Origin of the sequence: Streptomyces venezuelae (assembly GCF_008642295.1) — a bacterium.
GTDB lineage: Bacteria > Actinomycetota > Actinomycetes > Streptomycetales > Streptomycetaceae > Streptomyces > Streptomyces venezuelae_C.
In genome coordinates this window covers 1,456,250-1,468,059 of the sequence record NZ_CP029190.1, presented here as the reverse complement: position 1 = coordinate 1,468,059, position 11,810 = coordinate 1,456,250, and the positions used below count along the sequence as shown (strand labels likewise).

Here is an 11,810-nt window from a genome sequence, read left to right as displayed (position 1 = left end):
TATCGGATTCCTCAGGGGGATCGCATGAGCTCTGATGCGATGATCACGCACCTGGTGGGTGCCACTGCCCTCATCCTGATCATCGCTCATACGGCGGGCTGGCTCTCCCGGAGGCTGGGCCAGCCGACCATCATCGGGCAGCTGATCGCCGGTATCGCGCTCGGGCCGACGGCGCTGACGGGGATCTCGCCGGGGCTGGCCGAGATGCTGTTCCCCGAAGAGCTCGCGCCCGTCCTGACCGGGCTGTCCCAGATCGCCCTGGTCCTCTTCCTCTTCGCGGTCGGCTATGAACTCGACCTCGGGGTGCTCAAGGGCCGCGCCCGCACGGTGCTGAGCGTCTCCGCCGCCGCCTTCCTGCTGCCCATGGCCGCCGGAGCCGGCTCCGCCGTCCTCTTCCACGAGCAACTCGCCCGGCTGGGCGCACCCGAGAAGATGACCGCGTCCTCGGTGCTCTTCTTCGGTGTCGCCCTGTCCATCACCGCGGTACCGGTGCTCACCGCCATAGTCCGGGAGAACGGGCTCGCCGGGACCGTCCCCGGCATCGTCGCCGTCTCGGCGGCCGGGCTGATCGACGTGATGGGCTGGACCGTCCTGGTCGGCACCCTCCTCCAGTCCGACGGCCACGGCGGGTTCTCCTGGCAGCTGCGGCTGCTGCTGGTGGTGCTGTTCACGGCCGCGATGCTGCTCGGGGCGCGGCCGTTGCTGCGCAGCCTGCTGTGGCGCCCCCAGGTCGACCCCTCGATGCGGCTCGCCGTCCTGGTGGGCTTCGCCTTCGCCTCGGCCTGGGTGACCAACGCGCTGGGTCTGCACGTCATCTTCGGTGCGCTGCTCGCCGGAGTGGTGACCCCCCGGGAACGCGGAGCCACCCTGGACCCGGATCTCGTCCGGCCCCTGCACGACATCGGACTGCTCCTGCTGCCGTTCTTCTTCGTGGTTTCCGGCAAGAGCGTCGAGATCGGCGGGCTGGACTCGGCCGGGGTGCTCGCGCTGCTGGCGGTGACCGTGCTCGCCGTCACCATCAAGGTGGTCAGCGGGACGGTCGCGGCCCGCCTGTCGGGACTGGACAGACATGACGCGCGTACGGTCGGCGTCCTGCTGAACACCCGGGGCCTGACCGAACTGATCGCCCTGAACGCCGGTCTCCAGGCCGGACTGGTGAGCGGGCCGCTCTACACGGCGCTGGTCCTGATGGCCCTGGCGACGACCGTGGTCACCCAGCCCCTGCTGGGCGTGGTCCGCCGACTGCGGGAACACGCGGAGCGGCGCCCGGGCCCGGGCGCTCCGGCCGGTCCACCGGAGGGCACTCCGGCGGCCGAACCGGAGGGCACCGCCGCCGGCCCGCTGCCGTCCAGCGCGCCCGGCACCCTCTGAGGTACGCCGCCCCCGCCGCGCCGGGCCCCGGAACCCGGGACCGGCGCGGCGGGAACAGCGGCTGCTGCCGCCTGCCGCCTACAGGGGCATGGGCGCGATATCGCACTCGATCCGCTGGTGCAGCCGGGCCGCCGTCAGCCAGGGGTGATCGGGTCCGAGGACCCGGGTGAAGCCCTGGACCGCCTCGGCGTTGAGGGCGTCGGCCTCCTCGATCCGGCCGAGCCCGCGCAGGTCGAGGGCCAGGTTGGCGCGGCAGGAGAGCGTCAGCGGGTGGTCGGGGCCACAGGCCCGCTCCAGCTTGGGCAGGTTCTCCTCGTCCAGGCTCCGGGCCGCGGCGAAGTCCAGCCGGGCGTAGTGGTTGTTCGCCAGCCCCAGCACTGCCGTCAGGGTGAACGGGTGCATGTCCCCCAGCGTCTCGAGGAAGGCCTCGGAGGCGTCGGTGTCCATCGCCTCGGCGGCATCGATCTCCCCGAGCCCGCGCAGGGTCGCCGCGAGATTGGTCATCGTGATGAGCGTGTACGCGTGCCCGGCGCCCAGCGTCGAGCGGTAGCGCTCCAGGGTCTTCTCGCCGAGCTCGCGGGAGGCCGTGAAGTCCCCGCGCAACCGCCGGTCCACGGTGGCGTTCACGGCACAGGCCAGGGTGTCCGGGTACTCGGGGCCGTACCGCACGGTGAAGCGGTCCAGCGTCGCCTCGGTCAGCTCGGCCGCCTCCTGGAGCGCGCCGTCGCGGCGCCGGCACACGGCGAGGTTGCGGGCGGCCCGGATGGTGGACGCGTTGTCCTCGCCGAAGACCGTGCGGTAGATCCGGTAGGTCTCCTCCTGCATCACACGGGCGGCCGGGTAGTCGCCGCTCTCCCGGATGTCGATGGCGAGGCCGTTCATCGTGTTGAGGGTGAGGCCGTTGGTGGACCCGTACAGCGTGTCCCACTGCCGGGCCGTCTCCTCGTCCAGCGCCCGGGCCGTCGCGAACTCGCCGCAGGCGCGCAGCGTCACCCCGTACCCGTGGGCGGCCAGCAGGGTCGGGGGCTCCTCGGGGCCGAACAGGTCGCGGGCGCGGCTGTCGGCCTCCTCGTCCAGGGCGCGGGCCGCGTAGAAGTCGCCGCGGTACCGGAGGGCGCCGGCCATCTGGGTCATGGAGTCGATGAGGTCCTCCTCCGCGATGCTGTCCCGCCGCGAGATGTCCAGGACGGTCTGGGCGAGCTCCAGGGCCTCGCCGACCTCGCCGGTCTGCATCAGCAGGAAGGCCAGGTGCTTGCCCATCTGGAGGACCTGGGGGTTCTCCTCGCCCGACTGGGCGCTCCAGGCGGTCCACGCCTCCCGGGCCATGTCGGCGCCGGTGGTGTGGGCACCCCAGTAGTAGAGGTAGAGCACCATGGAGGTGATCAGTTCGCGGACCCAGGGGTCGGAACTGCGGACGGCCCCGCTGGTCATCACGTGCGGCAGCAGGGTCTGGTAGGCGGACCACTGGTCGGGGGAGCCCGGGGCGCCGGGTTTGGCGGTGGCGAGCATGACATGGGCGGCCCGGCGGAGGTCCTGGGTCTGCTCCTCGTCCAGGCCCGCGGTGAGCACGGCCTGCATCAGCCGGTGCATGTGCAGCGTACGGTTCTTGTGGTCCAGCTTGATCAGCGACAGTTTGCTGAGGTCGCGGGTGGCCCGGGCGAGCAGCACCGGGTCGCGCAGGACCGGGTCGAGTTCCGGGGTGATGTCCACGTTGCGGGTGCCGCGCAGCATGGACAGCGGAATCGGCTCGGGGGCCATGCAGGCGCAGATCTCCAGCAGTTGCCGGGCGGCCGGGTTGCTGTCGGCCAGCTGGTCCAGGGAGATGTTCCATGCGGCGGCGACGGAGAGCGGGTAGTCCGGCGAGGGGTCGAGCTCCAGGATGCCGGGCTTGCGCTGTTCCAGCAGGTCCAGGTACTCGGTGACCGGCATGCCGGTGGCGGCGTGCCAGGCGCCCGCCTGCTCGATCGCCAGCGGCAGGTCGCCGAGGGCGGCGGCGAGGCGGTCGGCGTCCTCGGTGCTCAGGTCCCTCGCCCGGCGCTGCAGCAGGGCGATGCTCTCCTCGCGTTCGAAGACGTTGACGGTCAGCGGTGTGGCGACCCGCTCCCACTCGCGGTTGCGGGAGGTCACGATGATCTTCCCGGGGCCGCCGGTGGGGAAGTAGGCGCGGACCGCGTCGATGTCCTCGGCATTGTCGAAGACCAGCAGCCAGTTGTCGTGCGGCCGGCCGGTGCGCAGTGCCTCGCGGACGGCGGGCACCGCCGTGTTGGCCTGCGGGCCGACCTCCAGGTTCAGGGCCCGGGCGAGGTCGACCAGGGCGCCGAGGACCAGGCTGTCCCGTTCCGCCGGGATCCACCAGATGACGTTGTACTCGTGGCTGTGCCGGTAGATGTACTCGACGGCGAGCTGTGATTTGCCGACGCCGCCCATGCCGTGCAGGGCGTGTGGGAGCACCGCGGCGGTCTCTTCCGAGCGCAGTTGTTCCTCGACCGCCGCCAGCAGGCTCTCCCGGCCGGTGAAGTTGGGGTTCTTCGGCGGGACGTTCCCCATGACCCTCGGCTGGCCGGAACGGACGAAGAGGGGTTGGGAAGCTTTGAGCTCCATGGTCTGGTCAGCCTTCCGGGCTTCGGCGTCTGAGGGGTTGGGGGTGGTCGTCGGCACACGTGCTCCAGGCGGTTCGTCGTCGTTCCGGGGAAGCCGGCTCTTCTGTGTACTCATGCCCGCCTTTGCCGGTCGGTGTCCTTCGGCCTCGCCGGAGCCACCCGGTGAGATGACACCCCTGGGGGTGCCGTTGGCGCCGGCCGGTCCGGCGCCGACGCCCGCCGACACCCGGGCGGCCCGCCGGGCGTACGGCCCTGCGAGGGCTTTCAGCACCGCCAGTTCGACGCGTACCCAGGGCTGGTTCGCGGGGGTCCGATCCGGGAGCGCGGCGCCTTCGGGGTCCTGGAGTGCGGCCCGCAGCCGCACGCCCCGGTCGCGGGCGCTGGGCAGATCGGCGAAGAGGTTCACGATTCTCGCGAGCTGGCTGCGCGTGCCGGTGGCGAGGAGTGCCTCCCGGATGCCCTCGGCGAAGTCGGGCCGGCCGTCGCCGCCCGGGCCGCCCCAGTCGATGAGCCCGCCCATCAGGATCTCGGCAACGTGTTCGAGGTCCGTTTCGGGCAGGACCCGGTGCCGGAGCTCCTCGATCAGCTCGAACTCGAAGGGGACCGCGGCCAGATGGGTGGCCAGCCGGCGCGCGCTCGGCGTGGCCAGGGAGAAGAATCTGCGGACGGCCGTGTCGGCGGAGCCCGGTCCGGTGGTCCGCGGTGGCCGCAGGCCGGGGGTGGGCCTGGCCTTGGCCAGGGTGCCCGCGAGCAGGAACGGCAGGCTGCGGCGGACCCCGTGATCGCCCGCGACCAGATCGGCCCAGGCGGTGAAGGACTCGGGTTTCAGGCTCAGTACCGGAACGGGGACGGCCGGCCGGGCGTCCGGTCCCCGGCGCGGGTCCGGCGTGGCCTCTGCGGGGGGAAGCCGGTGGCTCAGGCGGGTATTGGGTGCTCCGAAGCCGCCGGATTCCAGTTCGGCCCGGTGCGGGTGGGCCGAGGAGCGGTGCCACAGATAGGTGGGCAGCAGGTGCACCAGGGCGGTGGGCCCGCTGCGGGCGAGTTTCAGCAGCAGGCTGTCCGCCACCGGGCTGGCCCAGCCGTGGGCCAGGCCGTCGGTGACCAGCAGGTGGATGCGTGAGCCCCGGGCGTCGATCAGTTCCGAGGGGTCGCCCGGACGGTCCCCGGGCCAGCGCAGCCGGGCCTTCCCGCGGGAGGGTAACTCCAGCCGCACCGTACGCACATCGCGGAAGGCCCCGCTGCGGGCCGCCTCCACCTCGATCGCCCCGACCCGGTCCTCCCACAGCGGCATGGTGGGCGCGGAGTCGACCAGCAGAACCAGGGAGAACGCCTTCTCGGTGGCGGGCCGGAGGTAGGGGATCCAGAGGTTGTCGGAGATGCCGTACCGGGCGGTCCGCTCCTCGTCCAGCTCGCTGCGGTGGTGGTCGGGCACGCTGCGGCTCAGCCGGTGCAGGGCCTTGGCCAGCCGCGGCGGGGCCGCGCGCCGCACTGGCCGCGGCGGTACCGGGACTTCGGCCGTGCCGGTCGCCGCTCCCCTTCCCGTCGTTGTCACCGGGTCCGGCCGCAGGGCCCCGCCCTCCCGGCCGGACGGAGGCACGGCGGCAGCGTCCTCCGTGCTGTCCGGACCGGGCGTCGCCGGTGGCACCGCCGGTTCCGCGGCGGGCGGCCCGCCCTCAGGGGCGGCCGTGGGCGGTGTACGGGGGGTGCTCGGCAGTCTGTGTCCGTCCACGGCCGGTGCTCGGTCGGCGGACGGGTGCTCCTCCCCGGGGAGCTCCGGACGCGGGGCCGAGGCGGCCCGGGCAGCCGCGAGCCATACGGCGTCGGCGATCTCCTGCCAGGTCGGACCGTCGGCTGCGGACCCGTCCGTCCCCGCCCGGGTGTCGGGTGCGCGCTCCCTGGGAGTGCCGTCCATCAGCGGCCTTTCGCGAGGTCGCGCAGAAGCATCTCGATGAGTTTACGCCCGTCGGTGTCCGCCTGAAAACCACCCGCCGTAGTCAAATGGACTGCATTCAGCAACTGGTCGACCGACTGGGTGCCGCCTTTGAGGACCCGTCGCTCGAACTCGTCGACGAGCGCCTCCACCCCTTCGGGCCTGCGCCGGAGGTGGCTCGCCACGATCGCGACCAGCTGCTTGCGGCTGGGCGGGCGCATCTCCAGCGGCAGACACCGGCGGCGGAACGCGGCCGGAAACTCACGTTCCCCGTTGCTGGTGATCACCACGAGCGGGAACTCGCGGCACTCGACGTGCCCGCCGAGGATCTCGGCGCGGCGTCCCGGGTCGTCCGTGAAGACGTTGACCGCGGGCAGGGCGCTGCGCACCAGCTCCGGTACGTCGTAGCTGCCGTTCTCCAGAACGTGCAGCAGGTCGTTGGGCAGGTCGATGTCGCTCTTGTCGAGCTCGTCGATCAGCAGCACCCGCGGCCGTTCATAGGCGAGCAGAGCGGTGCCCAGCGGTCCGAGCGTGATGAAGTCGCCCAGATACGGGGGCTGTTCGGAGGCCGGTTCACCGGCGGGGGAGGGGTCGGCGGATGCGGGGTCGGCGCCGGCCCGCCAGGCGGCGATGGCCTGGGCGCGGCCGATGGAGTCGTACTCGTAGAGCCCGTCGCGCAGCGCCGTGCGGCTGACGATGCTCCACTGGAGGACCCGGCCGAGGCCCAGCTCGAGCGCCACCAGGTAGGCCAGGGTGGATTTCCCCACCCCGGGAGGCCCGGTGACCAGCAGCGGGCGGCGCAGCAGCAGGGCGGCGTTGACGGTGTCGACGTCGTCGTCGCGCAGGCTGTGCAAGGGCCCGCCGGCACCCAGGCGGCGGTGGACCGCGCGGTCGTCGGCGGCGGGGGCGGTCTGGAGCGGCTCGCCCGCGAACTCGCGCCAGGGCGGGGCGGGCGGTACGGCCGGGGGAGCGCCGGCCGGTGCCATGCCGGTCGCATGGAAGACGCGCCAGGAGGCCGGGGCTCCGGTTCCGGTTCCGGCCGCGGCCCCCAGCGGGGTCCCGTTGACCGCGGCGTCCGCCGGCTCCCGCTCGTACTCGGTCATGCCGGAATCTCCTCGCAGTCGATGAGCCTGAACGGGCTGTCGTACAGGAACGCCACGTACCGGCCCGGCAGTTGCGGGCCGTCCTCTTCGGTTTCGGCCTTGGTGCGCAGTCGGTGGATCGTGGCGGGCAGCTGGGTCGTGGGATAGCCGAGGAGCATCGTCAGCGGCGCCGTGAACTGCTGGGACGAAGGATCCCGGCGGTCCCACAGAGCCACCCCGACGCCCTCGGCGATGGCCGCCTTCAGCGGCTCCAGGGCCTGCCCCTCCCGGGCGGGGGCGTCGAAGGTGACGGCGGTCAGCTGCTGGTCCGCCACCAGCTTGTTGCGCCAGATGCGCAGCCCGGTCCGGTGGTCCTCGGCCGTCCAGCCGTGCGGCCGGGCCGCGGCGGCGGCCTTGAGCGCCTGCCAGCGGACCCGCCAGCGGCGCAGCTGGGCCGGGTCCCGGGCGCGCAGCCGCTCCAGGCTGCGCAGGTGGACGAAGTAGCGCAGACCGATCGGGACCGCGTCGGAGCCGTCCGTGGCCCGGCCGAGGCCCGCCATGTCCTCGTTGAGCATCGTGAACGGCAGGACGAACTCGACGTGGATCGGGCTGGTGTCCTCGCCGGTGCTGTCCGCGTCCGCCCAGAAGGCCTCGCCACGGCGGACCGCCCGCTCCACGGCGGCGGCCAGCGTCTTCAGCGTGGCCCGCTCCATGGCTCCCGGCACGGGGGCCCAGTACCCGGCCTCCTGGTTGACCCAGTGCCGTACCCAGATGTCGGGCGAACCGTCCTCGGCGGGGTCCACCATGACGATCAGGCACCGAGGGAAATCGGGGTCCGGGACGCTCGCCGTCTCGATCCTCTTGCGCCGCTCCAGCAGCGCCTCCCGGGCTCCGGCTCCGGCCGACCAGGTGTCGCACCATTCGCGCAGCCGGCGCCGGTCGCTCTCGCGCGGGGTGAGCAGGGCGGTGAACTCCAGCATGATCACGGCGGGCGGCAGCCCGTCCGCCTGGGCATTGGACTCCACCAGGTGCTCGAACAGATCGACCGGGGTGAGATGGCGGGGCAGGTCCTGCCGCAACTCGTGGGCCAGCCGGTCGTGCAGCCGGTTCCGGTCGAGCCCCGGGTGGCCGGCCAGCAGGGCCCGGGCGGCGTTGACGTCCTTGTCCTCGAACGCCCCGAACAGCCGGAGGGCGGGGCCGGGCTCGGGGGGCCAGACGCTCAGCAGCCGCTGCCGCATCCGCCCGGCGATGTCACTGCCCTCGTGCAGCCCGACGGCGTAGAGGACCGCCTCCAGGCCCGTGTCCACACCCGTTTCCAGGCCGGCCGTGACATCCTGCCTGCGTAACACCGTCTGTACGAGGGCGACCGTATCGCTGCGGGCATCGCGGCCGGGCAGATCCACCGGGCTTCCGAGGTAGTCGCCGACGCTCTGCCCGAACATCACCCGCTGGCCGGGATCCCGGACGCAGTCCAGCTCGCAGAGCTGCTCCACGAGGACCAGATGCAGCTGCACCGTGGGAGGCGGCAGCCGCGGCGCGCTCATCACCACCGACCATCCCCCCAGAAGTCGGTACGGGTTTCCCTTCAGGCCCGCGAAGTTATCACGGCACTTTCATTGTCACCAGGAGATCTGATCAATAGTCACGTTCCGGCCAGGAAGTTCACCGCTGCTGCGGAAACAGCCCGGCCAGGGCGGAGCGGTACGAGCGGGCCGCCCGGTGCACGGTCGACAGATGGGTGAGGAGCAGGGCGGAAAGGCCGGGCGGGGTGAGGGCGGGCCGGGATTCGAGGGCCTGGAGGGCGTCGACGAGGGTGGTGCGTACGGTGTCCAGGAAGCGCCGGTCCACGGCCACCACGGCCTGCCGGAGGGTCTCGACCTCCGCGAGGTGCGAGGGGCGGGTCTGCACCCGGGCGTGTTCAAGGGCCCGGTACAGGTGTGCCGCGGAGGCGACGGGAGCGTCGTGCGGCTCGGGGTCCGGGCCGAGGGCGGTCCCGTGCAGCTCGGTGAGGCAGGGGCCGAGGACATCGGCGTAGGTGCGCGCCTGGAACCGCTCGTGGGCCTCGATGGCGAACTGGAGGGTGTACGGGGTGAGATCGCCGGCCTTGCTGGTCATGGTGGTGCGGCTGTCGCGGATGGACAGGTCCGTGGTGAGGGCGTTGGCACGTTGGGTCAGCTCCACGGCCCAGGTGAGCCAGGTGTTGTAGGCGGTGATGAGCGGAGTGCGGAGCTCCGGGGAGCCGGGATCGGAGAGCAAGTGGGCGGGGCGGCGCAGCCGGCCCACGCGCAGGGTGCGCAGGGCGACCCGGACCGTCGGGTCCTTGTCGTGGCCGAGGTGCCGGAAGATCCAGCCGGCGTCGGTGCCGAGGTAACTGGCCACGGGGGCACGGCCTCCGGGGTGGCGGCGCAGGAAGTCGGTGACGTCGTAGACCGCGTCGTCGGCGCTGAGCCACTCGCGCTCTGCACCCTGCGGATGGCGCAGCAGTTCCGAAGGGGTCACCGTGCGCGGGGGTGCGGCGGGGGCGGCGGGGGCGCCGGGGGCGCGGCGGGACGGCGCGGGGCCCGGCGGGGCGGCGGCGGGTTCCTCGACCGGGCGCTCGGCCCGGGAGGCGGCCAGTTCCTCGCCGACCCGGGCGGCTGCGGGGAAGCCGGAGATGGTGACGTCACGGCCGACCCGGTAGGAGGTGTTGAGGTACCCGGAGACCTTCAGCCGGTGCCGGCCCAGCAGGCCGTTGCCGCCCGCGTAGACCCGCCTGAGGTCGGCCAGGGCCTCGGCCAGCGGCGGGTGGCCGGCCGCCCCGGCGAAGGAGGCGATGTCGAGCCCGGCGACGCTCTGGATGAACTCCCGCCAGAACCGCGGGTAGTTGTCGCGCAGACGCTGGGCCTCGTCGCCGATGAAGGAGCGGTAGCGGGTGCGTCCGATGACGGAGTCCAGCAGGTGGAACATGGGGGACGCGGTGCCGCTGGGGCCGATGCCGTGTTCGACGAGCGGAACGGCCAGCGGGGCGACGGTCTTCGCCCAGACCACCGGGTCGACGTGGAACCGTTTGCCGGTCCGGGGCTCGATCTTGGGCAGTCCCTTGCGGGTGATGGCGGCCACGCAGTCGGCCATCAGGGCCAGTTCGCCGGCCAGCGCCTCCGCGTCCCCCCGCGCCACGGCCTCGCCGGCGTGGGCGGCGGCGGAGACGAGCGGGGCGCCGCGGGAGAGCATCTCCAGCTGGGTGAGGTAGAAGAACTGCTCCTCGTCCGTGCCCACGGTCGGCACCAGCAGCCGGGTCTCCTCGACCAGGAGCGGGCGCGGGCTGTCGGGGTGCAGAAGGCGCCAGTTGCAGACGATGAGGTCGAGATACGAAAGGAAGGAGGATTTTCGGCCGAGCCGTTCGCATATCCGCTGCCAGGGCACCAGGACGGAATCCGGGGTGGGTGTGCCGTGCCGGGGTTCCACGCGGTGATAGGCGTGGACGAGAATTCCGAGTACGGTGGCCGCGCGCTGGAGATGGCGGTCCGGCAGGGCATCCGGTTCCGCGCTCAGCCGTGGGGTGGTTTCCAGCCGTTCCCGGAGTCCGAGTCCGGTGTACAGCTCGGGTAATTCCCTGGCGAGTTCGTCCCACACCGCATGGGACGGGGGAAGCTCTTCGAGGGGCGGCGTGGCCGGCGTGAATCCGGCTGCCCCGGAGAGCGGGCCCAGGTTCTCATGGCCCATCTCTCGATTTGTGCGCTCCGCCTCTTCGAGTATCTTCTGGGGACCGGCATGAGTGGGCAAGGCCAAAACCTCCGTTTTCCGCTTGGTTCTCAGTCTCGACCAGCGGAAGAACGGAGTTCAATGAGGGATTCACCTATTCCGTTAAATCATCATCCGGGCCTCGTCTGGGCCCGGTACTCGCCGGGCGTCATGCCGAACTCCTTGCGGAACGCGAGGTGGTATCCCACATGGCTCTGATAGCCGATGTGCTTGTAGACGTCCCGCTGCGGCACCGTGCCGTCGGCCAGCAGCCGCCGGGCCTCCTGGAGGCGGCGCACCATCAGGTGCCGGGCCGGCGGCTCGCCGACGAGCTCGCGGAACACCTCGGAGAAGACCGAGCGCGACATGCCCGCCTCGCGCGCCAGGCCCTCCACCGTCCAGGGGGCGGTGTAGGCGCCGTAGATGGCGATCAGGGCCTTGCTGATGCCTTCGTGCTGGAGGGCCTGGAGGGCGGGCGAGGTCTCGGTGAGGCGCTGCATGGCGGTGCGCAGGGCGAGGATGAAGACCATCTCGAAGGCGCGCAGCGACACCAGCCGGGAGCCGGGGGCACTGCGGGTGATCTCCCGGTCGAGGGACTGGAGGGTGCGCAGCAGCAGCGGTTCGTCCTGCAGCATCTGGCGGCGCAGCACGATCACCCGGGGCAGGGCGCGGTAGAGGGCCGGCTTGGTGGTGGTGTCGTAGTGCAGGCTTGCGCAGAGGATCTCGGTGTCGGGCGGGGAACTGCCGAGGGTGACCACCCCCGAACCGCCGAGGACGCGCTGCGGCAGGACGGAGGTGAGCTGGGTGGTGGCGCGGCCGGGTGCGGAGGCGAAGGTGTGGGCCGTGCCGTGCGGGAAGACCGCGAGGTCGCCCTGGCACAGCTTGATCGGCTCCTCGTCGTCGAAGGTGAGGTAGCAGGCGCGGCGGACCATGTAGTGCATGACCGCGTGGCTGTCCTCGTGGCCGGCGACGCCCCACACGCCGCCCGCCAGCCACTTGCTGGAGTAGATGTCCGTCAGCCGTAACGGCTTGAGGAGTTCGCTGAGCACGTCGTCGTGGGACATGCAGGATCCTTCGGTCGCGGTGGGTCTCGGTGACCGATCCTAG

General features: G+C 72.2%; 6 protein-coding genes. 1 reads left to right on the top strand and 5 read right to left on the bottom strand.

All coding sequences use genetic code 11. The annotated features are described in order from the left end of the window. Positions 1–24: 24 nt before the first annotated feature. Positions 25–1,371 carry a cation:proton antiporter gene (locus tag DEJ50_RS06460; RefSeq protein WP_150206627.1) on the top strand — a complete coding sequence of 449 codons (1,347 nt, stop codon included), beginning with the start codon at positions 25–27 and terminating at the stop codon, positions 1,369–1,371. 78 nt (positions 1,372–1,449) lie between these two features. Here DEJ50_RS06460 and fxsT read toward each other — a convergent pair whose 3' ends face one another. From fxsT to DEJ50_RS06435, 5 genes are all read right to left on the bottom strand, one after another. After that, a complete protein-coding gene (gene fxsT, locus DEJ50_RS06455; protein ID WP_150206626.1) occupies positions 1,450–5,883 on the bottom strand; it encodes an FxSxx-COOH system tetratricopeptide repeat protein in 4,434 nt (1,477 codons plus the stop codon). Continuing rightward, the gene (locus tag DEJ50_RS06450; protein ID WP_411757581.1) at positions 5,883–7,004 is read right to left on the bottom strand and encodes an AAA family ATPase; all 1,122 of its coding nucleotides are present in this window, start codon (positions 7,002–7,004) and stop codon (positions 5,883–5,885) included. Before DEJ50_RS06450 ends, fxsT begins: the two co-directional genes overlap by 1 nt. Continuing rightward, positions 7,001–8,527: an effector-associated domain 2-containing protein gene (locus DEJ50_RS06445; protein ID WP_150206625.1), complete on the bottom strand. Its 1,527-nt coding sequence runs from the start codon at positions 8,525–8,527 to the stop codon at positions 7,001–7,003. The genes DEJ50_RS06450 and DEJ50_RS06445 overlap by 4 nt, the downstream gene beginning before the upstream one ends. Before the next feature lie 118 nt (positions 8,528–8,645). Then, positions 8,646–10,685: a cytochrome b5 domain-containing protein gene (locus DEJ50_RS06440; protein WP_150206624.1), complete on the bottom strand. Its 2,040-nt coding sequence runs from the start codon at positions 10,683–10,685 to the stop codon at positions 8,646–8,648. A 149-nt stretch (positions 10,686–10,834) separates the two neighbouring features. Next, the gene (locus DEJ50_RS06435) at positions 10,835–11,767 is read right to left on the bottom strand and encodes an AraC family transcriptional regulator (RefSeq protein WP_150206623.1); all 933 of its coding nucleotides are present in this window, start codon (positions 11,765–11,767) and stop codon (positions 10,835–10,837) included. Between the last annotated feature and the right edge of the window lie 43 nt (positions 11,768–11,810).